General features: G+C 54.5%; 15 protein-coding genes. 8 read left to right on the top strand and 7 right to left on the bottom strand.

Annotated elements, in window-relative coordinates; genetic code table 11:
* The first annotated feature begins 227 nt into the window (after positions 1 to 227).
* From SH139x_RS24425 to SH139x_RS24415, 3 genes are all read left to right on the top strand, one after another.
* Complete coding sequence (locus SH139x_RS24425; RefSeq protein WP_488352360.1) at positions 228 to 1622, top strand: DUF1501 domain-containing protein; 1395 nt, start codon at positions 228 to 230, stop codon at positions 1620 to 1622.
* A gap of 25 nt (positions 1623 to 1647) precedes the next feature.
* Positions 1648 to 6297, top strand: coding sequence for a DUF1549 domain-containing protein (locus SH139x_RS24420; protein WP_488352359.1), 4650 nt, complete (start codon positions 1648 to 1650; stop codon positions 6295 to 6297).
* A gap of 95 nt (positions 6298 to 6392) precedes the next feature.
* The gene (locus tag SH139x_RS24415) at positions 6393 to 7757 is read left to right on the top strand and encodes a WD40 domain-containing protein (protein WP_488352358.1); all 1365 of its coding nucleotides are present in this window, start codon (positions 6393 to 6395) and stop codon (positions 7755 to 7757) included.
* Positions 7758 to 7948: 191 nt separating this feature from the next.
* Here SH139x_RS24415 and SH139x_RS24410 read toward each other — a convergent pair whose 3' ends face one another.
* Together SH139x_RS24410 and SH139x_RS24405 are read right to left on the bottom strand one after the other, a co-directional pair.
* Complete coding sequence (locus tag SH139x_RS24410) at positions 7949 to 10261, bottom strand: FHA domain-containing protein (protein ID WP_488352357.1); 2313 nt, start codon at positions 10259 to 10261, stop codon at positions 7949 to 7951.
* Positions 10262 to 10264: 3 nt separating this feature from the next.
* On the bottom strand, positions 10265 to 10837 hold the full coding sequence (locus tag SH139x_RS24405; protein ID WP_488356077.1) for an FHA domain-containing protein: 573 nt from the start codon (positions 10835 to 10837) through the stop codon (positions 10265 to 10267).
* On the opposite strand from SH139x_RS24405, the gene SH139x_RS24400 reads away from it, so the two are divergent.
* A complete protein-coding gene (locus tag SH139x_RS24400) occupies positions 10829 to 11017 on the top strand; it encodes a hypothetical protein (protein ID WP_488356165.1) in 189 nt (62 codons plus the stop codon). The two genes, SH139x_RS24405 and SH139x_RS24400, sit on opposite strands and share 9 nt — an antisense overlap.
* A gap of 86 nt (positions 11018 to 11103) precedes the next feature.
* Here SH139x_RS24400 and SH139x_RS24395 read toward each other — a convergent pair whose 3' ends face one another.
* The gene (locus SH139x_RS24395) at positions 11104 to 11700 is read right to left on the bottom strand and encodes an RNA polymerase sigma factor (protein ID WP_488352356.1); all 597 of its coding nucleotides are present in this window, start codon (positions 11698 to 11700) and stop codon (positions 11104 to 11106) included.
* Between the two features lie 306 nt (positions 11701 to 12006).
* Positions 12007 to 14727 (bottom strand): protein kinase domain-containing protein, encoded by a 2721-nt coding sequence (locus tag SH139x_RS24390; protein ID WP_488352355.1) that lies wholly within the window; start codon positions 14725 to 14727, stop codon positions 12007 to 12009.
* Positions 14728 to 16767: 2040 nt separating this feature from the next.
* Between SH139x_RS24390 and SH139x_RS24385 the strand changes: the two genes are divergently transcribed.
* Positions 16768 to 17220, top strand: coding sequence for a tryptophan-rich sensory protein (locus SH139x_RS24385; RefSeq protein ID WP_488352354.1), 453 nt, complete (start codon positions 16768 to 16770; stop codon positions 17218 to 17220).
* A gap of 90 nt (positions 17221 to 17310) precedes the next feature.
* On the opposite strand, the gene SH139x_RS24380 is transcribed toward SH139x_RS24385, so the two are convergent.
* On the bottom strand, positions 17311 to 18261 hold the full coding sequence (locus SH139x_RS24380; protein ID WP_488352353.1) for a hypothetical protein: 951 nt from the start codon (positions 18259 to 18261) through the stop codon (positions 17311 to 17313).
* Positions 18262 to 18301: 40 nt separating this feature from the next.
* A complete protein-coding gene (locus SH139x_RS24375; RefSeq protein ID WP_488352352.1) occupies positions 18302 to 18688 on the bottom strand; it encodes a GntR family transcriptional regulator in 387 nt (128 codons plus the stop codon).
* 600 nt (positions 18689 to 19288) lie between these two features.
* Here SH139x_RS24375 and SH139x_RS24370 point away from each other — a divergent pair.
* Positions 19289 to 19801 carry an IS110 family transposase gene (locus SH139x_RS24370; RefSeq protein ID WP_488356076.1) on the top strand — a complete coding sequence of 171 codons (513 nt, stop codon included), beginning with the start codon at positions 19289 to 19291 and terminating at the stop codon, positions 19799 to 19801.
* 212 nt (positions 19802 to 20013) lie between these two features.
* Here SH139x_RS24370 and SH139x_RS24365 read toward each other — a convergent pair whose 3' ends face one another.
* Positions 20014 to 23382: a PVC-type heme-binding CxxCH protein gene (locus tag SH139x_RS24365; protein WP_488352351.1), complete on the bottom strand. Its 3369-nt coding sequence runs from the start codon at positions 23380 to 23382 to the stop codon at positions 20014 to 20016.
* A 232-nt stretch (positions 23383 to 23614) separates the two neighbouring features.
* Between SH139x_RS24365 and SH139x_RS24360 the strand changes: the two genes are divergently transcribed.
* Together SH139x_RS24360 and SH139x_RS24355 are read left to right on the top strand one after the other, a co-directional pair.
* Positions 23615 to 24073, top strand: coding sequence for a hypothetical protein (locus tag SH139x_RS24360; protein ID WP_488352350.1), 459 nt, complete (start codon positions 23615 to 23617; stop codon positions 24071 to 24073).
* A 77-nt stretch (positions 24074 to 24150) separates the two neighbouring features.
* Complete coding sequence (locus SH139x_RS24355) at positions 24151 to 25905, top strand: DUF1553 domain-containing protein (protein WP_488352349.1); 1755 nt, start codon at positions 24151 to 24153, stop codon at positions 25903 to 25905.
* Positions 25906 to 25910: the final 5 nt, after the last annotated feature.

Genomic DNA, 25910 nt, shown 5'->3' with positions numbered 1-25910 from the left:
ATGTGTGCCGAGTTGCTTTTTCGGCACTAAACCGCGATTTTTCCGTGTCCGGCCTCAGGCCCCCAGCAGGCTGTTGCGGTTTTCCCTGCAAAGTTGCGGTAATTTGTTGCATTTTTGCTCGCGACCCCCAACAATATCAGTTGATCGGTGCGTTGGCTTTCCCCTGCCAGACAGATTTATCGGTCATCCCCTTCCTTCCCACCTCCCGCCTCGCAAAGGACTGTTCCATGTCTCCGTTGATCAGCATGAATCGTCGTGGACTGTTGCAGATTGGTGCCGCCGGTGTGCTTGGTAGTGTGCTGCCGCGAAATTTGGTGCGGGCGGGTGATGGTCTTCAAGGGGATCACGCCGGGAATCCTGGCGCGGGGAAAGCAAAGTCGATATTGTTTGTTTTACTTAGTGGCGGCCCTAGCCAACTCGACATGCTCGACCCCAAGCCGGATGCTCCCGCGGAGGTGCGGGGGGAATTTTCGCCGATCTCAACCAGCGTGCCCGGGGTTGCGGTTTGCGAGCATCTGCCCAAGTTAGCCCAGCAGTTAGGTCGTTGGGCGATCGTTCGCACGCTTGCCCATCGCGAACACAATCACTTGTTAGCCACGCACGTTGCTTTGACGGGACGTCCGACACCAATTCCCCGTGGCGGCAGTGATTTGGACCGAGTCGAATCTCGCAGTGACTTTCCTAATTTTGCCTCGGCCTTGGATTTCATTCGTCCGCGTAAAGATGGTATCCCCAACGCCGTATCGTTGCCCAACTACTTGATTGAGGGGCCGTTAACCTGGCCGGGCCAACACGCTGGATTCCTCGGCGCAAAACATGATCCCTGGCAGATTCAGGGCGATCCCAACGATAAGAATTTTCGCATGCAGGCGCTCAGTATGCGGGAGGGAATGGACCATGAGCGTTTGCTCGCGCGGCGCGACTTGCTGGGCAAACTAAACCACTCCAGCAGCGGCGATCGGAGCGCGGAAGTGAAGTCGTTTCATGACCAGCAAGAAATCGCCATGAACCTGCTCACCTCGGGGCGCGTCACAGCAGCGTTCGACATCCATCGCGAAGCGGACGAAGTGCGGGATCGCTATGGCCGCAACAAATTCGGTCAATCGCTGCTGTTGTCGCGGCGGCTGGTCGAGGCGGGAGTTCCGATCGTGCAAGCCACGTTGGGAATCGTGCAGACCTGGGACACGCACACGGACAATTGGGGCAAACTGAAAAACCGACTTTTGCCACAACTCGATCAAGGCCTCGAAGCGCTCATGGACGATTTGGAGTCGCGAGGGCTGTTGGACGAAACAATGGTCGTCGTGATGGGCGAATTCGGCCGCACTCCCAAGGTCTCCACGCTCCCCGGCCAGACGTTGCCGGGACGCGACCACTGGGCCCACGCTTACTCGGGTATGTTTGCCGGAGCGGGCGTGCTCGGTGGGCAAGTTCTCGGGCAAACCGACAATCAAGCGGCTTATCCCGTCTCGCGATCTTGGTCCCCTGCAGACGTTTTGACCACCATGCTCACCGGCCTCGGGATTGATCCCGAAGTCACCATTGTTGATCCCCTGCGACGCCCCCACCATCTACTCAACGGAAACGTGATTGCGCCCCTTTACACCGGGCGCGAAGCGTAACTGCCTCCTTTCCAGAGATCCCTCCATGTTACTCTCCCGCCGCGTCGTTTCGGCTTGCGCGCTCGCTGTCTGTTGGTTTTGGACCACGCACGCGACCGCCCAGTTTGCCGTCAGCTCAGTCTTTCCGCGATCGTGTACGCCCGGCAGCACCACCGAACTTGTTGTCACCGGCAAAACGCTCGACAATCAGCTGCGAGCGATCAGCGATCTCTCATCTGCGGAACTCAAGCTCACTAGCACCACGGCCGAGCAAGCGACCTTGGCACTGACCTTGCCCGCCGACGCGCCCGCGGGACCGCTGCGGATTTGGTTAGCAGGGAATGGCCTGGCCAGCGAAGCGATCACGGTCTTAGTCGACCCGCTGCCCGCGATTGTTGATCAGGGTAACAACCATAGCCAGGAAACGGCCCAGACGATCCCGCCGGCGTGTGTGATCAGCGGCAGCAGCGACGGGGCTCGCAGCGATCTTTACCGCTTAAGCGTCACGCAACCGCAACGCCTGTCGGTGGAAGTCTTCACACAGCCCCTAGGCTCGGCCATGGATCCGCTCGTTCGGTTGCTGGACAGCCAAGGAAATCGCTTGGCGGCAGTCGACGACACGGCGGTCGGTGCCGACGGACGATTTGCCATCGAGTTGGAGCAAGCGGGTGAGTACGTCTTGGAGATCGTCGACAGCAAATTTGTGGCTGGAGGAATCTATTGCCTGCGGGTGGGGAATTTCCCCCTGCTGCGTCATCCGCTGCCGTTGGCCGTGCCAGCTGGCCAGCCCACCACGGTGATGTTACATGGTGATGGATTGGCTGAGCCAGTCGCCACGGTCGTGCATCTACCGGCTGATTTTGTCGGTAACACCACCGTTGTTTCGGCGATGGCTGAGCAAACCTCCTGGACTCCCTTGGCCGTCAGCGAACTGCCTCAAATTGTTGAGCCGCCAGCCAACGAGGCCCCCGACGCCAACGAGGCCCACGCCCCAAACGCGTTCCCCTTGGGGATCAGCGGCCAGCTGTCAGCGGAACGCGAACGTGATAGCTACGCAATTCAAGGCGTGCAGGGAGCAAAGGTGCGAATCACTTCACGCACACGCAGCCTGCGTTGTCCAACCTTGCTAAAGATGGAATTGCAAAACGCGGCGGGGGGCAAAGTTGCCGAAACCGCCGTGAGTGATGCCGATGAATGGAGTTTCGAGTACACCTTTCCGGACAACGGCGTCTACCAGCTTGTTTGTTATGACTTATTAGGCCGCGGCGGCCCAGACTTTGGGTACTGGGTGGCAATCCAACCAGCCAACGATTTTGGCATTGCACTCAAAGCGGACGCAGCTTTACGTGAGCAATATGTATTGGAACCTGAGCACGGTGCGTGCGCGGTCGATCTGCAAATTGCTCGGCAAGGTTATGATGGTGAGATCGAGCTAACATTTGCCAATGAGTCGCCCGGCTTGAGTATTATCAATCCAATCATACCGGCGGGCGCTAAAGAAGCGAAAATCTACCTGCGAGCGACTGCTGATTGGTCACCCGATGCCTTGGCAGCCGCCCACTTCATCGCCACTGCGAAAGCTCAGCCAACACTTCGTCGCCACGTTGATAGCATTGGCTTGCGACGTCTCAAGCAACCGCATGTTCCCTTTCCGGTAACTGGCCAAGATGGCGCCTTGCTGCTCGCCGGTGGAGCACCAACTGAGGCGGTTTGGAAATTAGCCGATGACCAACCACAACGTTTTGCGCGTCCGTTGTCGACGCAAAAGGTGCAGCTGACCTTGCAACGCACTAACGAAGCATTCAAGGCACCAGCCACAATCCTGACAAACCATCCCGCAAACCGCTGGCCGATCACGGTCGAAGCAAAAGACGACCAATATAACCTCGCGATCACCCTCCCGACCGATGCAGACAGCCAGCACGAAGAATCGCAGCCCGATTCTTTACAGCTCTTTAGCTTTGCCGAATTCAACGGTCGCGGACGCATTGAAACCTCACAACTTGATATCCAGTGGTATGATCCGTTGGCGATCACGCTGGAGTCCCAGCAATCAATTTTGGCTGGCTCCCCAGCGGTGTTCACGGTGACCGCTGTCCGCGAGGGGCACACGGCACAACCGGTTACGCTAACGTTCCCTAATTTGCCGACCGGCGTTACCGCCCCCCCATCGATCGCCATTCCTGCTGAGCAAACTCAAGCGGAAGTGACCTTGAATTTTGCCGCCAATTTTGCCGCCGAAGTGTTCGTTTTGACCGTTGAGGCAACCACGAAAATCGATGAACAAGACATTCGCGTCGTCGCACACTCGGAGCCTCGAGATGTGATTCCTGGTCCCTCCGCGGTGCAAATCTATCCGCCGCAAATTACGCTGCGAGGCGGGGGGCAACGCAGTCAATTGGTTGTCACGGGAGTCACCGGCGATGGTCGCATTCGCGATTGGACGCACGATGTAAAACTCACCTCATCGAATCCTGAGATTGCCATCGTTCGCGATGCTGTCGTCTGGCCGGTTGCTGATGGAAGCTGCGAAGTGATTGCCGAATATGGCTCGCAACGGATAGCTATACCTGTCCAAGTTGCCGACGTGGCTAACCAGGTTCCACCCAAGTTTGAGTCGGAGGTCTTGGTGGCACTCTCCAAGCAGGGTTGTAATTCTGGTGCCTGCCATGGTTCTCCCAGTGGCAAGGGGATGTTCCGGCTGTCCCTGCGAGCCTTCGACAAGTCACTCGATGAACTTACCCTGATCCGCGAGGATTTTGGCCGCAGATTGAACTTAATCGACCCGGAAGAGAGTTTGTTGTTGCTGAAACCCATCATGAAAGTCAGCCATGGTGGCGGCAAACAATTGCGAAAAGACGATGAGGCATATGCGATTTTGCGTGACTGGATTGCCGCCGGGGCACCGGCGGATCCCGCCGGCACGCCGCGTTGCGTGCGATTGGAAGTGTTCCCCAATGAAAAACGGATGCTCGATCTCCGCGGCGGCGCGCAGCAATTAGCTGTGATCGCTCATTTCGATGATGGCAGCCAACGTGATGTGACACACTTGGTGGCCTATGAGAGTTCTAATAACTTGGTGGCGAAAGTCGATGAGCATGGTTTGGTGACCGCCATGGCTCGGGGGGATGCCGCGATCTTGGTGCGTTTTCTCGAGCACATTGAATCGGTGCCGATCATGTTCGTGGAGAAAGTTCCCGGCTTCCAATGGGCCGCTCCCCTGGCGAACAATTACATCGATGAATTGGTCAACGCTAAACTGCAACAATTGCAATACCTGCCGTCGGAAACGTGCGGCGACGCCGAATTTGTGCGCCGCGTCTACCTGGATGTGATCGGCATCCCACCCATGGTGGAGGAAGCCAAAACGTTTCTGGCCGATTCCGCGAGTGACAAACGGGCACGCTTGATCGATGACCTGCTGGAACGGGACGAGTACGCCAAGTTTTGGGCCTTGAAGTGGGGTGACTTGTTAAAGTTGACCAGCAAGCAAGTTGGCGATGTGGGAGTATATAAGTATTACCGTTGGCTGGAAAACGCTTTCCTCCACAACATGCCCTATGATGCATTCGCCAAGGAACTGTTGACCGCCAGCGGCAGCACGCTAGCCAATCCGGCGGCAAACTTTTATCGCACTTCAACCGATATGAATGATTCGGTGGAGACGATTTCTCAAGTCTTCCTTGGTTCGCGTTTACAGTGTGCCAAATGTCATAACCATCCTTTTGAGCGTTGGACACAGGATAACTACTACGGACTTTCTGCCTTCTTTAATCGTGTCCGCAAACGTAACACGCAGCGACCGGGCGAGATGTTTATTTGGACCGCCGGGGATGGCGAGGTGACTCAGCCGCGGACTGGAGAACTTTTGCGGCCCTGGGCCCCGCTTGTCGGCAGCATGGAGATTCCTAACAGCGAGGACCGTCGCGTTGCTTTCGCCGACTGGCTGGTCGGCAGCGACAATCCGTTTTTTGCCAAGAATGAGGCAAACCGAATTTGGAGCCAACTCTTTTCGCGTGGCATCGTTGACCCGATCGATGATTTTCGCGATTCAAATCCGCCTGCCAATGGGCCGTTGCTCGATGCGCTGGCTCGCGATTTTGTCGAACACGGGTACGATCGCAAACATCTGTTGAGAACCATCTTAAACAGCCGCACCTATCAGGCGAGCTATGTCAGCAACCCGTTCAACAAGGACGATACGACTTATTTCTCGCATCAACATCCACGCCTGCTGACCGCTGAGCAATTACTCGACGCGGTCAATCTTGCTTTGGGGACGACTCAGCAAATGGGAAATCTGCCAGCTGGAACCTTGGCAACGCAGGTGCCCGCACCCGACTTGGTCAAGCTGGACTTTCTCAAGACCTTTGGCCAGCCGGAACGAAGTACCGTGTGCGCTTGTGAACGAACCGCCGAATCTAATTTGGGGATGGCGATTGAATTGTTCAACGGCCCCACGATCCATGAAAAGTTGCGAGATAGCAACAACCGGTTCCGTCGTGCGATCGCCGCCGGCAAGCCAATCGAGGAGGTGATCAATGAGGTTTACTTGGCAGCGCTCAGCCGCCAGCCTGATGAAGCCGAATTGAAAGTGGCTGTTGAATATTGCAGCCAGAACGAAGATGTCGCAGCAGCCGTCGAGGATCTCTGTTGGGCTTTGATTAACACCGATGAGTTTTTATTCCAACACTAGACTCGTGCTTGGCGGAACCAGTTATGTGCTCCATGTTTAGTTTACCCGCGTTTAGATTATCCGCTCAGCGATCTGCCTCCCGCATGCACTCGGGCATGCCTCCAAGCAAGCTTCGATTGTTGGCGGTCGTGGTTGGTGTCAGTGGCTTCGTGATGGTCGTTCCGGCGGCGGCGGAAGAAGATGTCAGTTTTAGCAAAGACATCGCACCCATCTTTGTCGAACAATGTCTCGCGTGTCACGCCGCCAAGAAGGCCGAAGGGGGGTATCGGATCGATACCTTTACGGAATTGCTCAAAGCGGGCGACTCGGGCGAGGTACCGGTGATCCAACCCGCCAGCGATGAAACAGCGAGCGACGATACCGTTTGGGGCGAGTTACTTCGCCGCATCGTCAGCGATGATGAGTACGAGCGGATGCCGGCGGAGAGCGACCCTTTACCGGCCGAGCAGATAGAGCTGATTCGACGTTGGTTGCGGGCGGGTGCAAAGTTCGATGGCGAGGATTCTGAGACGTTGTTGCCGTTGGTAACACCACCGGTTCAATACGAGGCACCGCCGGAGCATTACCCGGCGCCGCTGGCCGTGACGGCGACCCTTTTTTCACCCGACGGCAGTCAAGTTTTGGCAGCCGGATATCATGAAGTCACGGTATGGAATGTCGCCGACGGGACGTTGGTTCGTCGTTTGCAGAACGTGGGTCAGCGAACGTTTGCCATGGAATTCGATCCGACCGGCACCACGCTGGCGGTCGCTTGCGGAGAGCCTGGCCGCAGCGGTGAAGTGCGGTTGATTGATTTTGCCAGTGGCGAAGTTCGCGGTGTGGTCGGGCGAACGACTGATGTTGTGTTTGATGTTGCCTACAGCGGCGATGGCAAGCGACTGGCGATCGCCGCGGCCGATGCTTTGGTGCGGATCATTGATCTGGAAACGATGACCACGATCAAGACGCTGGCCAGCCACGCCGATTGGGTAACGGCGGTTGCTTGGAGCGATGATGGTCAGCGGTTGGTATCCGCCAGTCGCGATAAATCTGCCAAGGTGTTTGATTTTGAATCGGGCCAATTGTTAATCAGTTATCAAGGCCACGGGGCGGGCGTTCGCGGCGTGGCTTTCTTGCCGGGTGGCAGCGAAGTATTTTCCAGCAGCACGGGCAATAGTTTGCATCGCTGGGCAATCGCCGATGGAAAAAAAGCAGCCGAGATCGGTTTGGGAGGCGGTGGATTTCAACTCGCCCGGCGTGAGAGTGAACTCTTGGTGCCGTGTGCCAACAAACGTTTGCTGAAGATCAACCTTGCCGACAACACCATCGCTCAGGAGTTCACCGGCAGCGAAGATTGGGTCTTGGCAGCCGCCGTATCACCCGATGGTAGCAAAGTTGTAGCTGGCAGCCATGACGGCAAATTGCGAATTTGGAACACCAGCGATGGAGCGGTCACCGCGACCTGGCAAGCCACTCCGTGATATATTTTTGATAAGCGGGCTTCGCCGAGGTCAGGCTCATTGCCCGGTCCCGAAGAGATCACGTAACGTAGCCGGTGGTAAGCGCAACGCCACCCCCCCGGAACCAGACCCCGGTGAACCCTCCCCCGAAACTAGCACGGCGATCGCGTGGTTGGGCGATTTGATGGGGCACCTTGGAGGTTGGCGACTGCCTAGCGCTCGCTGATTCGTACGAATCGCAGACCAAACCATGTGGCTGCCATAAAGATTAAGCCCTGAATCCCGAGCACGATGCAGCTGGTCGTTGCGGGGGGCGAAAAGTCGCTTGCTAGCCGACCAGCTTCTGGCAGAGCCAGCTCGTAAAGCCGCTGTCCCCAAAGCGTCGAGGTGGTCAGTTTTGAGATTGCCAGTGCCGCTGAATCGAGATTGGCGACCACCCCGGCTAAAATAATTTGTGGAATGACCGCGACGGGGACCAGGGCGATGGACAGTTCCTCAGATTTCGCATTGGCGGAAATTGCAAGGCCAAGATTCGTACCCACAATTGATAGGATGCAACTGGTCGCGAGGATTGCCAGCAACGATCCGGGGACATTGCAAAAAAAGAAGACCGATGACGTCAGCATCAAGGCTTGGGAGATGCCCAACAGTTGCAGCACGATGAGTTTGGAAATCCAGTATGCTTCGGGGTTGAGATTGAAATCTTTTTCGCGCTGGTAGATCAACCGCTCCTTGATGATCTCTTTGGCCGAATTGTTGGCTCCCAACCAAAAACAGGAAATGCCCACGAGGAATAGTAGATTGCGGAGCTGGGTGCCACGAGCAAAGTTTTGTTGCGGTTGATCACTTGTGGGAGTGATGTCTGCGAACACCAAGCAAAGTAACCCGGTCACCAGCAGGGTTTGTCCGAAGATGGCCAATAGTGCTAGTTTGTCACTCCACCAGACAGCCGTATAGCGGCGGACCAGCACAAAGGTTTGGTTGATGGTACGCAAGCCATTGCGTAAGAAAGTGATTTGTTCGGCTACAGGGTCCTTCGCGACAGCATCGTTTGCAGCGGAACTTGCGTTCGTGTGATCAGCAGATCGTCGGAAAGATGCGGCCCATTGCTTTGCGGGGCGAGCTTCTAACGCGTCGTAGAGATCGGCCAGCCGCTGAATATTGAAGTAGTCCTTGACCCGTTGAGTGGATCCGAAAAAGGCCAAACGACCTCCTTCCGTGAGCACGAGGATCTTGTCGCAATAGTCTTCAATGTGACCCAAATTATGAGTGATGCAGACAATTGTTTTTCCGGTGTTGGCTAGATTGTGGAATAGCTTCATCATTTCACCGTCCGCACGCTCGTCCAACCCGGAAGTCACTTCATCAAGAAATAACAGGCTGGGGTCGGAAATCAGTTCGCAGGCCAAACCCAGTCGCTTTAGCTGACCGCCGCTGAGCAATCGAACCTTGGTTTTCTCTCGTTCCTCAAGACCGACACTTTCCAGCACACTGTCAACCCGCTGACGGATTTCTATCGATTGCGTATCGACGGGTAAGCGGAGCGAAGCCGCGTAGAAGATTGTTTGTCTTACCGTCAGCGACGGATGTACCAGCGAAGACTGGGGGATGACGACCAAGTCTTCCTTGATGGCGCGGAAGTTTTGGTGCAAATTCCGCTGGTTGATAAGAATTCGACCGGATGACGGACGCGAACGGCCACTAATGATTGAGAGAAGCGTCGATTTACCGGAGCCGCTGGGACCCACGATCGCCAAGAACTCGCTTGGTGCGGCGGTGAAAGATATATCGCTGAGCAGTGACAGTGGCCGCTTCGTTTGGAGGTCAGGCACTTCGCGTCCAACATGGCAGACGTCTAGTTGAATGTTGTTACTTCGTGAGCGGCTGTGCAGGCACTTTCCATCAAATTCCAGCAAGTAGGGACCGATGTCGATTACATCTCCGCCAGATATCGGTGTCGGTTTTGAGATACGATTGCCATTGACAAAAGTTCCGTTGAAGCTGCCCAAGTCTAGGATGAAAGTTTGGCCGTTTTGAATTCGCAATTGGGCATGACGTCGTGAGACGTGGGCGTGGTCGAGATGAAGGGTGCAGATTTGCCGGTCACGTCCGATGAACGTTTTGTCGGTGACCGAGAACCCAGTTACGGCGTTCGATGGTGGGAGGAGGAAATCGGAGGCTTTTCCCGCGAACTGGGTAGCATCGCTGCTGGGTTCGATGTGTAGTCGAAGAAACTCAATTTCAGGCCCGGTAAAGCCAAGGCGAAAGCGGTTGCCTGGCTGAAGCGTTTGGGGTTTCGTGACTGGTTGATTATTAAGAACCGTGCTGTTGGATTTGCTGCGATGACACAACCAGACTTGATTCTGTTTTGTGACCAGTTCTGCGTGCAGCCCTGAGACTTTTGGATATTGGCTTAGCGAAAACTGAATGTCGCAATCGGGATCGCGTCCAATCCGAATTTTTGGCTTGTCGATCTCGACGTCTTTGTGGCTGCCGTCGGCTAACCGTAAGCGAAGTTTTATCATTGGTTACGATCTGAAGCTGAGTCGAAAGCGTTGTTCGCCGGCATGGAAGTCACAATTCTTTCCTTGAGGGATTACAATTTGGGGTAATCGCAACCAAACGCCGTTTCGGGAACCGTTGTTTTTTATCATCCACGTACCTTTTTCGCTGCGTTGTAGATGAGCGTGAAACGGAGCCGAGCAGGGATCATTGGATCGTGGAATATCACAGGTGTTTGATCGGCCCATGGTGTACGCGTCTTTTGACAACCTGATTCTGGTACCCGTACCGCCACGGATTACTTCGGAGATGGTGGCGGTGCCCGCTGGAAGGTCAGCCTGATAGGCTCTGGTGGTTGGCCCCTGTGCTTGAATGTTATTCCAGGCTGCGGTTTCGGGCTCGGTTTTCTGAACAAGCTCGAATTTGTAGCACCCATTACCGACGAGAAAGTCCGAGCCGTGGCTAAGCGGCGCTTTGGAGACGCGAAAGAACACTCCGTTGCGGCTCTGCAGATCCGTTATCACCCATCGCCAAGTCCCGCTAACCCGTTGTCGAGTTACGGCTGCGTGACGTGATGAAAGAAGTTCGTCATGGCACAGCTGAAGATCGCCTTCGGTTCTGCCGATGATGAACTGATCGGAGCGAATGCGGATATTCTCACCACGATTTTCGCCATCGTCGTAAATGGTCAGGATGGCAACCGGGGGACGCAGAGACGGTCGATAAGACTTTTCTTCGACAGCAGCCTCGTCGTTCGCGTTTGCCGAAGAGGTGAGTAGTTTTTGCTGGACCCTTCGAATCTCTTCGTCAGATTCCAGCACGGTTCCAGGCGGATTAGAAGTGTCCATTGATGGATGGTCGGAGGTTAGTGGTTAGTGGTTAGTCTACGAGGCCGCGGATTCCTTCTCGAATTCTTCTTGTCAGGCGACTTTTCGTTAGCAGTACGACGTTGACGGAAACACCTGGTTTTTTGCAACCTCAGCGGCTGGCTCGCCATTGACGGCGTGTTTGTGAAACGCCAGCCAAGTGCTCTGCTTGACTTGCCTTTCACGATTTCCGAGGCGTGACGGAAAGCGACCTTGTCATGTTCCTGGTCAAATTCGGCCGCAACTTGGCTGTTAGGTTCGGTCAGTCGTTCGATATATTCCGACATTTTATCAAATTGTCCGGCCACCAGCGGTGTTTTTTGGACTCGTCGCATTGCGCAACGCAGTTGGTTTAGCACAATTCCGCGCAGAAAAGTACGAAAGGCACCGGTCCTCTGATGCTGGAAGGTTGGAAGCTCGCGGACCAGCACTATGAGAACTTCCTGGACGATGTCCTCCGCCTGGTTGATCAGCAGCGGGTACGCGGAAATATGCTGATACATGAAAGGGCGATAGATTTGAATCAGCCGCTGCCAATCAGCGTCGCTACCACCTCCAGCTATGCGTTTCAAGGGGCTGATGGATGTTTCTTGCATAACTTTCAAGTGGGTTTGCGCGAGAAATGTCGAAGAATCAGCTTCCTCTTTTTTCTCCGATTGAAAAAAATCGGCAGCTCCTTTGCGACTTGTTCAGGAGACGAAAATCACTGTACCGATTGCTTTGCCAGCATCCTGGATACTCCTTACTGCAGCGAACTAGCCGAAGATCTCGGGTCACGGTGAACTTCGGCGGCAAGACCGCAAGGCACACAAATTGGTAGTGGGGCGTTGGCAAGGATAAATTGATGCAAGTTTGTGTCGGGAACATATTGAATGGACAAGTCGATCGCGCTGAGTAGGCCGTTAGTCGGGCAGCACTTGGTATTCAATTCGACGAAACTGCACCCCAGACCTGCCAAATTGAATGCCGCTGACTCCCGCTGACCGTCTTGAGTCGGAAAACTTGTAAAGGAACTCATTATTGAAGAAAACATAGAATTGATCGCCAATAGCAACCACCTCCACAGTGTGCCAGTCATACTCGGAGATTGCAATTTCGTCGAACACCTCAAGAGTGTCAAAATTTGGAGAACAAAGTTTGGGGGCGAACGATGCTTTGTTCAGATTTATCAGGCTAATTCCATAACCACCTTGGCGTTCCCTCGCCCGCAAAACAATCCTGCAGCGATTAGGTTCCATGATCCTATACTCGAGACGCATGCGAATATTACTGTGGAGTCCCTCAGTTAGTAGCAGGTTTTGTCCTCGCGCCGGTTGCCCAACCAACATCCCATCTCTTATATGAACACTCACTTCGCTTTTGCAAGACAAGAATGTTTCAGGGGCAATTTCTCCGTCCGTGAAGATAGGCTGCCAAGGAGTGTCCGCAGGCACTAGTTCTCGCTGATATTCGAACTTCCGAATCTTGATTATTGGCAATTCCGACTCCTCGCACTGTAGTGCGAGCTTCCCGGATGTTAGCCGGGGATCCTCGAATGAATATGCCAGTTTGCCATTCGATCGCACGGAAAAAGTGGGCCCAATTGCCTCCAATTCAAGTTCGTGCCATTCGTTTTCGGCAATTTCAGGCAGTTTGTTGTCAGCAATAGCGAAAGGTTCCACGTCGGGCCCATTGACGTAGGCCGGAGCGTTCAACTGGGAAACACTCAGCGAAACGGAGTAGCTTTCACCATCGAGCGCGGCCGACCGAAAAAGTAATCGAGGGGCCACTTTGCCGGTAACTTGATATTGAATCCGGCAGCGAAAGTTGGCCAGGTCCGCTGTGGTGACCAGCACGGATTCACGGCCATTGGTGGGTATCATAAATCCGTCTTGCACCACAAACCCCGCAGAACCTTGTGCCGACGGTTGGCTGACATTCCGCGTGAGCACGCCGTCTTGAAAGATGGGAATCCAAGGGGACTCATGGGAACGGATCGACTGGACCTCATTGGTCGCTGCACTCTCGGCGACTGGTGCTCCGACTTTGGATTCTAGGGAGATCTCAATCGGTACTTCCTCACCACTTTCAATGGATACAGTTTGGCCGACAACCGTTACATTGTTCGCGACGACCTTGATTTGCCTTGAGCCCGGCTCAACGCGGACGACCGTGTCCCCTTGGGGAAGCTTTTCGATCTTAACTTCGTCATTATCCACTATGACCAATGCATTGTCGGGTAGATTTTTGAAAACCAAGGTCCCATGTTTTGTTTTTACGTTTAGGCCGTACAGCCCAAATGCTGCTAGAAAAACGAGTGCACCAGCAGTAAGCACCGCTCTCTTTGGAAAAGCTTTTTTCTGTTTTGGAGAGGGGATAAGGCGGGGTAGTGAAGTTGGTTCAAGGCTAACGCCTGGCTTCGGCTCGATTGCTGTATTGGAATTATAATGCAGTTCAACAGATGTGTCGTTGTTCGCATTTGACGTCGCAGGTGGCTGGGAGGGTGCTTGCCTGGCGTTGCGACGGCGCAGGAATGGGGTTAAATCATCCGCGACGTTAAGTGGTTTTTGTTGTCGCTGTCCCGGTTGCTTTGCCAGCATCTTGGATATCAAGCCAGCGAGTTCACTTGGTACTTCGGGGCGTGCAAGATTGATGGCGGGAGGGACGGACTGCGCGTGCGCGAGGACAAGTTCGCCTGATGAGCCGCGAAACGGTGGATGACCGACCAGCATGTGATAGAGGGTGCAGCCGAGCGAGTAGATATCCGATTGAATGTCGGCTGCTGCGGCGTTGAGGCATTGTTCGGGGGCAATGTACTCAAGCGTTCCCAGGAGCGTGCCGTCGTCGGTTAAGCCTTTTGCCTTCTCGCGAGTGTTAAGGCGAGCGAGTCCGAAATCGAGTATCTTTGCTTTGATTTTGCCCTCGGCCTTGTACAGCATAATATTCGATGGTTTGATATCACGGTGAACCAATCCATTGTCCATGGCATGTTGAAGACCTCGGCAGACTTCGCTTGCAATTCCGCAGGCCACGTGAATTGGAAGTGGCCCGTTGGTATTAATGAAACTATGGAGATTAGTCCCGGGAATATATTCCATACACAGGACGAGAGCGGATGGTAATTGCTGCACGGTGTAGCAGCGGACGATGGTTTCGTGGTTCATCGCGGCGACGCATTTAATTTCTTGGTCGAAGCGTTTGCGAGCTTCGGCGTTGGTCATCAAGCGTTCGTTGAGAACTTTGAGAACTTCTTTCCGTCCGGTGAGAAGGTGTTCGGCCAGGTACACGACCCCCATGCCACCTCGGCCGATTTCTTTAAGAATTCTGTAACCCGTCAACTCGGCGAGTTCGGGGGGGAATTTCGGTGGGGCTTTTGCGGATTTTGCGTCTGTCTGTGCTTGATCGGCTGATGCGAGTTGGCTGGAGAGCGATTTGGGGGCAGTCGCTTCACCGTGAGACTTCATCCTCTCCAGCATAGAATCCGACGAGATCGCCGCGACCTGGGCCGCCAGATCGGGGCGAGTCTCCAGCAGCGCCAGAACTTGCTGTTCAGCCGCTTCGTCAAGTTGACCTTTGGCAAAGGCACGAAGAGTGTCCTTTGATATGACGAGCGATCCGGAGGTGGCGATCACGTCTTCGTTCATGTCTGAACCAAATCGGCAGTTGGGAAATAGGTTTTTGTGAAAAGTGTTTGCGTTTTATATCTGTATCTGCTGAAGTAAGCACATGCATCGTTTGGCTTGACCAACACCTTGGAATGAAGTGTTATCATTACGTTTACCGAAGACTCGAGCACCTCTAACATTGATTGCAGAAATTATACCGTATACCCGAGTCAAGCGGAAAAACAACACTGGATTCTCGTAGCCGATTTTCTCGGAACGTTCCCGTGGGCGCATAGATAGTTTCAGATTCACCAAGGCGAATGTCCCAAACCACATTCGGTCCATTTTTGAATTTTACGGACCCCTTCACAAGGACGAGATCTTTCGCATCGGTTTGATCGGAACTCGGATGTTCTTTCAGTTTGCATTGTTGTTCGGCGTCTACTAAACATTGGATCCAGTCGGACACGTTTTGGCCGTTTCCGGCAGCTGTGTTGAACTTTGCGCGGCCTAGCCTAGGATTGGGATATCTGTCGAATACAAAGAAAAGCCCTGTCACCAATTTTTTTCCGGCAAGTTGCGTATTTCCGGTTCCGTAAGTTGCAGCCAAGTGGCCGAATCGAGACGATTGAGCGGGTACGTCACGTCATCGCCCCGGGAGTCGGTGAGTACAAGGGTTTTCCCACTGTTTCAGCTTCAAGTAAATTGATGGCCAGAGTGTTTTCGCGTCGTCGCAGGGGTTCGTACCTTTCGTTCCATAAAGCCTGCCGGGGATCGACGTCATCCTGTGCCTTGGCCCCGCGTGCGGTGCAGAATAAAACGCAGATGAAAGCGTAAATCGGGTAGTCGGTAATCGGCAGCTCCATAGAACTAGCTATTGGCTTGCTTTGAGGTGAATTCGAACCGGTCTGATTGCTTTTGCGCGGACACCTGATAGTGGGGTACTCGTAAGTTACTCTCGGAACAGCTTCTAAACAAGCGGCAACGCATCTCCTTTCGGTGTGCTTTGCCTTACACCAGCGGTGAGGTCCAGCAGCTGACGTTTCAAACGATCTGAGCCGGCTTATTTTTTCCAAGTGATTGATATACGATCCCTAGGGGCTGGATTGACCGCGCAGCATGTCCAGTCGATTTGGCATAACCTGGATTCAACTCCAATTCGAACAAGGGAAGTTGGTGCGTTTGGTCCGCGGGTGAATGTCTTCAAAGCCGCATGACCGCAACCGTTTGTTGTTCATAGCGATATTCATAGCGGTGGACTGAAATGAAAGGGATTTCAAGCCCTCGTCCAGCACGTATTCGCTGTGACCAATCCGATCTGACGCAAAAACATGAACATCAAGTCAGTTTTTGCGGGGATAGTAGCCAAATTTTTCAAATTCTTCCTGTCGCGAGATATCAGGGGATGGTGTGAAATCATGATTGAATGAGTCACCTATCCCCATTGCGAATTGGTACGACAAGCAGGCCCAAGTCGTCGCTAGTTGCCGGTCTCCATTTGCCATCATCGTGAATCTGAGTGAACAAATCGGCTGCGATTTACGCGAATCCAAGCTTGAAAGTATGGAGCATTGATTGACCACAGCTGCGTCGCTTCCGTTGCTCGTTTGATCGTATACCGTGTTGCCAGTGGTCTACCGGCATGTTTAGCAAAAACAGGAGCCTACTGTATCGCGAGACAAAATCGATGAGGATTCGATGCAGCGCCGCGTCATCCAAAGTAGTCGCGAATTGAGTATTGCCTCCTTGCTTGACGCGAACAGATATAGCCAGGAAGAACTCGCTTCGCTTTATCGTCGCAGTTGGCAAGCGGAACAAAATCTGCATAGCCTGAAGCCTGAAAACGGTGATGCAAATGGATCATCTTCGTTGCCAGGAACCACGTCGTGTGCGCATTGAAATTCGTGCTCATATGTTAGCTTACAACTTGATTCGTCAGTTGATGGTCGAAGCTGCGATGGAGGTAGAGGTTCGACCTTGGCAATTGAGCTTCAAGTCAACGCTATCAAGCTTCGTCGAGATACTACCGTTGTTTTCCGTGATTAAACGTGAATCCGACCTCTGCGCGGTGCTCTATGCGTGCTGCCAATCTCACTCCTTGATATATTTTTGATAAGCGGTGGCCGGATTCCCCAAAAACCGAAAACAAGGGCTGATCCCGGCGAAGCCTCCCACCCCGGCGCAGCCTCCCAGTTCATCGAATCGAAGATCGGCTTGATTTGGACGGCTATCTCTTTGTTGGCGGGCCTGGGAACTGCAACAGCGGTTGCGTCCGTGCATGAAGCAAAATGGCAACGACTGCAGGTCGGACTGATTCTCGGCGTGTTGGTCCTGAACGTGGCCTACACTTATAGATTCACGCATCTGCACAATTTGTGGATGGCAACGGGTATCGCTGCGGCCCTGGCCTTGCTCTTGCTTGTTTTGGTAGCGACTACCCTGAAGCGTGGTATGTGGCCAAGTACCGTCTGCCATCTCCCTCACTTCGGCTGGGCTTTCTTTGCCACTTATGTGACATCCCAAATGGCATGACTCAACTAATTCACTGGTGCTCTCAACAGAACAAGTACATGGAGAGAGAAGGTGATGGTGGTTACGCTTGGATCGTGTGGCACGACTACCTCAACAGGTTTGCTCCAATGCTGTTCCAGCCGTAGCATCCAATCGCGATTTGAATTCAGCGATGCGCGTCCGCTGGGCACTCATAATCATTCCCATAATGCCACCCGAGATTCCAAGAAGACCACCTCCGATGGCTCCTACCATGCCAACCCATTGAAAATCCTCAGGCCACCAGACCATCCAGGCCACGGTGGCTCCCAGGAATACAGGGAGGAACACTGCGGTCATCCAGTACAGGAGACGGCTCTTAAGGTGTCGATGCTGGCGATACATCTCCTGCAATTCCCTCGAACCAGCTGAATCCAATGGCTCAGGCTCTAAGTAAGAAAGCTTGAGCGAAAAGGGGACGAAGAACCACTGGCTTACGACACAAACAGTATAAACCGAAAGAGCTAGAGCCCACTGAAAGAACGAAACTTGACCAGGCTCTAGGGCTTCGAGTTTGACAAAAGGAAACAATCCTCGAATCGTGATCCAAACGATGCACGCCAGTGAAAGGCCGATGCCGACGGCCCACTCCCAAGGCTGGATCGGCGTGTCATTTTTCCGATTGACGAGTGACGCCGTGCGAACGGCAGATTCCGGGAACGCGGTTTCCGACGCTGGCAAGTTACCGGCCGATGGTTGCCAGTCGTTACTTTTCGCGCGGATCAAGGGCATCGCCAAGCCAAACCAAAGTGGAAAAAATGCGACCCACATATGTCGATGGGCCTGTGTTAGCGGGTTGGTATTCGGCAACTGTAGCGACATCAACAGCAGTCCACTCCAGGCCGCAAATGCGATGAGCGTAAAGATGACCAACGCCGACATGCGTGTTCGAACAACCATACGCTGCGAATCGCTCCCAACACGATTTGGGGTAAGGACAGCCCACAGCATTGGTGCTCCAAGCATGATCGGCACAAAACACAGCATGACGATTCGTCCGGCGATACCGATGGGATCTGACATGATTCTTCTTCTCGCACAAAAAACCGTTTCAATGGATTTGCTAAGACTTCCAAATGCGTTCGATCTGCCGCTCGATCATGGACCGGGCTTCCGACTCACTAAGCCCTGCGATCTTGGCATCGGCGAGTGCCGCCCCCAAGGTTTGCTCAACCCGTTTTCGTTCTTCGGTAGGTTTGCCGCGCGGCCTCTCCGTAGTTCCTATGACTACAGTCCCACGCCCGCGAACCGACGTTAGTAACCCTGCATCCGTCAGCTCGCGATATGCTCTCGCAACGGTATTCAAGTTAATGCCGAGGTCGTTCGCTAACTGTCGAACCGGCGGTAGATCGTCTCCAACCGACAACTTTCCAGTCGCCAGGAGCCGCCTAAGCTCCGCTACTAACTGGTCCTGCAATGGGGTCGAACTGCGTAAGGAAATCGTGATCATGCCTTCATTGTATCATTGACTGATACAATGAGCAATAGCAGTTTCCAAGGAATTTTTTGAATGCTGGGGTAGGGGAGGCTTCGCCAGGGTCAGGCTTTGTGTTCGGTTTTCAGGTCTGCCTTGATGTCGATCTGTGACATAGCCCGGTCGCAATGTCATGTCCCGCCTCTGCGTTGGACATCTACCATCGAGTCCCTGCGTAGACCGCTCGTAGTGACTGGGGGATAGAACGGCTTGCGTCGTCCGTAGCCAGTGGGACAAGCTGGTAACTGGGTTCGGGGAACTGAACGCGTAATGGTCAAGGCATCGAGCGGCCCATTAACACTAAAGGGAGACGATCAAACAGCCAATTCGAACCTTTCCCAACACCGACCACAAAGCCTAGTATCTACCAGACGGTTTCATTCAACCCTGTTTTCAGTTGCATTCGTCGGCTGGAAACCGGAGATTCCAGACGTCTTGTAGCCCGAACCGTCGCATGAACTGCATCAACTTCAAGTTCGAATTTGCTAGGATGGGATCTTGATGAGTAAAAAGAACGAAACCTGTTTCGTCGGAGTCGACGTTTCCAAAGCGAAGCTTGATGTATAGCGGCCCGATATCAAAGTATTAAGTCAACTAAACAACACCGGAGAGGATATCAAAAAGTTTGTAACATCACTCAAACGCAAACAACAACGAACGACCGTAGTCATGAAGGCGACGGGCGGATACGAGAAGATGCTTCTGCATCAACTTCAGCAGTTCGAGATGGAGGCCGCAGTAGTCAACCCACGCCGGGTGGACCGTCGTAATCAGCTACTTGGCTTGATCCACCAAGAGAAGAACCGGCTGAAGCAAACCTGGGATGAGGACGCCAAGGAGAGCACCCGAGTTGTGCTGGAATGCTTAAAAGAGCAGCAGAAACAGATTGATTCAAAGCTGGCGAAGATGCTTAAGGTTGATGAAAAAAACAAACGCTTCATCGAGATCCTGAGCTCAATCAAGTGTGTCGGTCCGGTGCTCATTTCAACGCTGCTGACTTCGCTACCAGAACTCGGCAAGCTGAATCGCGAACGGATCGCCAAGCTGGTTGGTGTCGCTCCGATCAACCGAGACTCGGGTATCCCTTGACAGGTTCGTTCTCACCAGAGTCTGTTACCGTTTCACCGAGCCCTCAAATTTTACGGAATAACACATCGAACACCACTCGCCATGCCTCAAAAAATCTCGGTGGTTTGGGGGCTGGCCCCTAAGCAGACTGGGCTTTACGGAAAAGGATTCGGAAATCTTTTTCCGAATCGATATTGACCGAAAGTAAGAACGTCGCTGACCCCGGCGGAGCCTCACTCCACTTGATGGCCGCCTTCGCCGTCCACCGGAGCAGTTTTTAGGCTGGCCAAATAGGCGACCAAGTCTCTCAGTTCGCGAGCCGACATGTAGTTGATCAGATCATTCGGCATGGCGGATTGACCGCGACGGCGGGCGACGATTTCGTCCGCCATGATTCGCACTTGAGAACCATCCGCTTTGACGAGATCGACAAAGTCGTCCGTTTCCTTACGCACGATGCCGACGTGCGTCACGCCGTAATCGTCGGCCAAAATGGTTGTCTCATAACCTTTGGCAATTTGCGAATCGGGAGTGACGATCGACTCCAGCAGATAGACAAGATCTTTCTCGCGACCGATCGTGGTCAGTTGCGGACCAACTTCACCTCCGCGGGGGCCCACCTTGTGACATCGCACGCACGACAATTCGGTCTTGGTAAAGAAGATCGTTTCGCCCCGCGCCGCATCGCCACCGCTTAGTGACAACATCCACTTGGCCAACGGATTGGTCTGCACTTGGTCAGCCAGTCGGGCATCGATGGACTTGACGAGCGTTTCATCCCCCGTCGCGCGGGCTGCTTCGATTAAGTTGAGAGCACTATCGGCGGCGGCATCATCAGCCAACCAGCGAGCCACCCCGGCGGCGATTTGCTGACGGGCTGGGTCGGCATCGATGCTTGCCAGAGCGTCCCAGGCGGCTTGCCGTTGACCGCTGGATCGCATCTCGTCGGTTGCCGCGATGATCAGTTCCAGCGACTCCTTGGGTGCCAACTCGGCCAAGACTTCAATCGCCGCGACTTGAAGTTCATCAGCCGTGGTGTCCGCCGACAGAAAACGGGTTGCTTGTGCAACCGCGCGGTCGGCAGTCAGCTTGGACATCGCTCGCAGGGCAGCAGCTCGGCTGGCGGCCGATAGCTCGGTGTTGTCGAGACGTTCGACCAACAGAGGACTGATTTGCTCCAGCCCTAAATCGGCAGCCAAACTGATCGCCGCGTTGCGCACTTTTTCGCTGCCGCCAAGTACGTCGGCCAGCGATGAACGCAACGCCGACTTGGCAGCTTGCTGGTCGCGGCCGGGCAGAGGCCGCCAATCGTTCAACACGCGATCACGTTCATCGGGAGTGGCCCAGTCTCCCAACATGGCCAAGGCTTGCAGTCGCATTTCCTCGGGGGCCGTGTCTTGGCTAGCGTAGTTGGCTAACGCCGTTGCCGTGGCGGGGGTGCCGAGTCGAAAGTTGGCGTTCAGTACGCGCCGGATCGTGGGCAGGTTGACCATCGGACGTCCGATCAAAGCGGCCAACTGGGGCATCGCGTCAGTGAGCGGCAGATCATTTATCGCGCGAGCCGCTTCAGCGATTACCCGCTCATCACCGTCCGCCAAAAATCTCGCGACTTGAGTGGAGGCAAGGCGACGCAGGGCCACGACAGCAGCTCGCCGCACATTCGCACTGGAATGGTCGGCAAGTTCCGCGATTGCCGATTCATCAGCGAGACCAGCCAAGGCCATGATGCCAGCATGTCGTAGCGCCGGATCGCGATTGTCGTTCTCAGCAAGCATCAACACGATCGCCGGCAAGGCTGGTTGATATTGGAGCTGGCCCACAGCGCGAGCGGCAAAATAGCGCACCCGCGAGGAGTCATCCGTTAACAGCTCCAGCAGCTGTTCATGGGCCATCACGGCGGCGTGCTCGCCAGCGAACTTGGCCGCCGCAGCACGCAGGTACTCATCTTCATGACTCAACAACGCATCGTTGATCAAGGCTTTCACTTCCGCAGCCAGCACATCCCGTTGGCGAACCACTTGTTCCATGCCCCAGATGGCATGCAAGCGGGGAATCGTCTCCAGCGAGTCATCAGCCGCCAGCTCGATCAAGGATGCCAAATCGCCCCGCGCGGCCAGTTGCCATTGCGCCTCGAAACGAATCCGACGGTCGGTGTGCGAAATCAGCGTCGCCAAGCGATCACTGGAAAGTTGTTCCCAATCACCGGCGAGCAACGTCTGCACTTCTTTGACGATTGCTGTTTCCGCATGTTCCGGATGCGTGATGCGGTAGATCCGCCCTTTGCCTTCGCCGTTCCAACCATTCACCCAGTCGCTGATGTAAATCGCACCGTCGGGACCAAACGTGACGTCGGTTGCCAACACCGACCAAATGGGTTGGTCGTCAGTCTCGACCGCGTAGAACGCTCCATCCGCTTCCACTCGCACCGAGCGGATACCACTTTCCGAAGTCGAACCACGGAAATCGGCCAACAAAAAGGTGTCTTTTAATTCGTCGCCAAAACCGGTCCCGGGATAGTAGGTGAAACCTGAGGGGCCATCGGCAAAATTGATGATTGGTGGCACCAAATAAGCTGGTTGAGCGTCGTGGAATGGTTCCCAAATCTTCTCCTGGTTAAAAGGACCGCGATCGGGCAAATATTGATAGAACATTCGCCAGCCCGAATCACCATCTTGCAACACGTGCACCAGTCGTGCTTGGTCGCCGCTGTCACTGTTATTGTCGCCGGTGAACAAATCACCGTAATCGTTAAAAGCCAATTCCTGGGGATTCCTAAGTCCCGTCGCAAACACTTCTAAATTGCTGCCATCAAGCTCACAGCGAAACACGGCGCCGCTGGCCGGATCATGTAACAGCTTGCCCTCCTGGGTTACCACGTGGTAACCGCGATCCCCAATGCTGAAATACAACCGTCCGTCGGGACCAATGACTAAACCATGCATGTCGTGCCCGCGGAACGCAACTCGCACACCATAACCATCACTCATCACAACCCGCTCGTCGGCACGACCATCACCATCGGAGTCGATCAAGTTATAGAGCTTGGGAATGTTCGTGAGATAAACATTCTTGCCGCGGGCCAGCACACCGGCAGCGCTACCATCTTCGAGGCGATTGAAACGATCGGCGTAGACAGTCGATCGATCCGCTTTGCCGTCACCGTCGGTGTCGAGCAACAAGCGAACGCGGTCATCTTGTTCGACGTAAGTTTTCGCTTGATCACCCAGCAGTTCGAGATGGTAATCAATTCGATCTTGCACCGTCTGTGCCGCCAAGTCTCGTTTCAACCAAGCTTCATCGTGGCCGCGGTTATCGGTCACGCCACGGTTTTGGCGAAACGATTCACAGACAAAAACGCGTCCCAGGTTATCGACATCAAAAGCGACGATGTTGGCCACCTCGGGCTCAGCGGCGAAAAGCGATATTTTCCAACCGGCCGGCAGCTTGATTCCGCCCATCGCTTGCTCGGCTTCATCCGAAGCGGCGGCAATCTGAGGTTCCATGGGGGGCGGGGTGGCGTCGTCCTCCGCCGCGTTACCGACACTGATCAGGCAGCCAGAGAGCAGCAACCCGAGGCACTTTGAACGAAATTCTGGAGACACTGTGATTACAATCCTTAGTTGATGTGAGATTCGCCAGATGCATTTGCGAACCAAAAGTTCCCAACCGCAGCGGTTGATCGTGTGTGGGGGGAGACTTTTCCGATGAAACCTAGTCTAATTTAATGAACGCTAGGCACACCCCCAAATTCCCGCACATCCAAACTCTTGCTTGGCACCCCGAATTGCGTTTGTTCCTTCGTCACTCGATTAACGCGATTGCGTCCTCGTTAACATGAACGATTCCGCCGGCCCCTCCGAGAGTTCAACCGACCCTCAGTTTGCCTCACAACCTGGTGAGGGGGAAATTTTTGAGGCGCGGGTCATCAATCCTTCCACGGCTCAAGCGGGCATCCGGTATGGTTCTCCGTTCGCCGTCGACCCCCAACCTGGCCACCATTATGACGGCCAGGGGATTGCCGCCGCCACCGTAGTGCCGGAATCGGGTGCGGCGGCTGCTTTCGAGGCTGGGGTCGCCAATGAAACCGCGGCCGGCGGTGTGATCGCCGCCACAGTCATTCTGCCATTGGCCGGGATTGCCCTCTGGCTTTTCCCGTTGGGCGGTATGATCATCTCTGGATTAGGGGTCGCTTTGAGCGTAATCGGGTTAACCACGCGTCGCCAACGCTGGTCGACAGGGGTGCTGGTGATCCACATCTGCGTTTTTGTGGCGGCTTATTTCAGAATGATCTGAAACGATTCCCAAGCATCGACGGGTAAGGTCGAATAGCCAGCCAATGCCCAAGTCTCGAAACATGGAACGCCCCAGTGATGCACAAATATTTACGCTCGGCAGCGCGGTGGATGTTGCTCTTGGTGGTGGCTATTTCGACACTAGGCTTCTTAGCCAGCGGGCTTGACCAACATCCCGCTTCGGCGGTCGCCGGCCCCGACGCAGCTCGCCCCGTTTCCAGCGAATCGCTGGCACTGGCAGATTCCCCGGCTCAAGCGGATAAATTTGGAGAAACTGTTGGGCCGGGCGAAACGGCCGCGTTGAGCGAGGCAGACAACCGCATCGACGCGCTCGTGGCCGACTTGGATGCCGAGTTTGCACGTCAATGGGAGCGCGAACAACTGGAGTCGGCACGCCCGGCCGATTGGTTGACCATTTGTCGGCGATTATCGCTGGCCTTGGTTGGCTCGACCATGTCGCTCGAAGAAATTCGCAACCTCGAGGGCTTGCCGGTTTCTCAGCGCGTGCCCGCTCATCGCGAGAGATTGTTGGCTGACAAGCGATTTGCCGACTACTGGGCGGAGCGTTTGGCGCGTTCCGTGGTCGGTGCCGAAGAGGGACCGTTCCTGGTTTATCGCCGCCGTCGCTTTGTGACCTGGCTGTCAGAGCAGATTGCCACCAACAGGCCCTATGACGAGATTGTTCGTCAATTGATCACCGCCAATGGGTTCTTCACCGATCGTCCAGAAGTCAACTTTGTGACCGTGACGATGGAATCGGGAGAAGAGGGTCAGCCCGACCCAATTCGTTTGGCGGGCAGAACGACGCGTGCGTTCCTCGCCATGCGGATTGATTGCCTGCAGTGTCATGATGATTTTTTGGGGAATGTTGAGCTGGGAACCGCCAGCGAACCGGCCAGCGGTCGGCAGCAAGATTTTCATCAGTTGGCCGCGTTCTACAGCGATTCCCGCTTTAACATTTTACAAGGCATCCGCACCGAGCCTCACCCTTACCAGTACACTTATTTGTATGACACAGAAGAAACAACGGTCGAGCCGAAGGTACCGTTTCTGCCGGAGTTGATGCCAGGCAAAGGCAGCAATGCAGAACGTCTCGCCGGTTGGGTGACGCATCCCAATAACCGCCAAGCGGCGCGGGCCATCGCCAACCGCGTGTGGGCGTTAATGTTTGGCCAGCCATTACATGCGCCGGTTGATGACATACCGCTGCATGGTCCTTTGCCGGCAGGTCTTGATCGGTTGGCCGACGGCGTCAACGAGTTCGACTGGGACTTGCGGCAACTAGTTCGCGTGGTCAGTCAAACCAATGTGTTTCAATTGGCGAGTCGCGCCGACTTCGAGATTTCGGTCGAGCACGAAAAAGCCTGGGCTGTCTACCCGTTAATTCGCTTGCGTCCCGAACAAGTTGCCGGCAGTGTGATCCAAGCGAGTCGTTTGACGACGATCGACGATTCCGCAGCATTTGTGATGCAGATGCTGGCGTTCGGAACAGAAAATGATTTCGTCACCCGCTACGGCGATACCGGCGAAGATGAATTCAAACAAGAGAATGTGACGGTAACGCAACGTTTATTAATGATGAATGGGGAGATGGTGCGGGAGCGAACTGCCGAGAATCCCATTCTGAATGCTTCCAGTCATATCCGCATGTTCTCCCCCGATGATGCCAAAGCGGTCGAAGCGGTTTATCTGGCGGTCTTAAATCGTTATCCCAGCGCGGTGGAGAGTCGCCACTTTCTCGATCGCATGGATGCCAGTGAAAACCGTCAGCAAGCGGTGGAAGATATTTATTGGGTCTTGCTCAACAGCAGCGAATTGGCTTGGAATCACTAGCCGTT

It is taken from the genome of Kothea flammea (assembly GCF_052161645.1).
Lineage (GTDB): Bacteria > Planctomycetota > Planctomycetia > Pirellulales > Pirellulaceae > Laterigemmans.
This window is presented reverse-complemented; position numbering and strand designations above follow the sequence as displayed.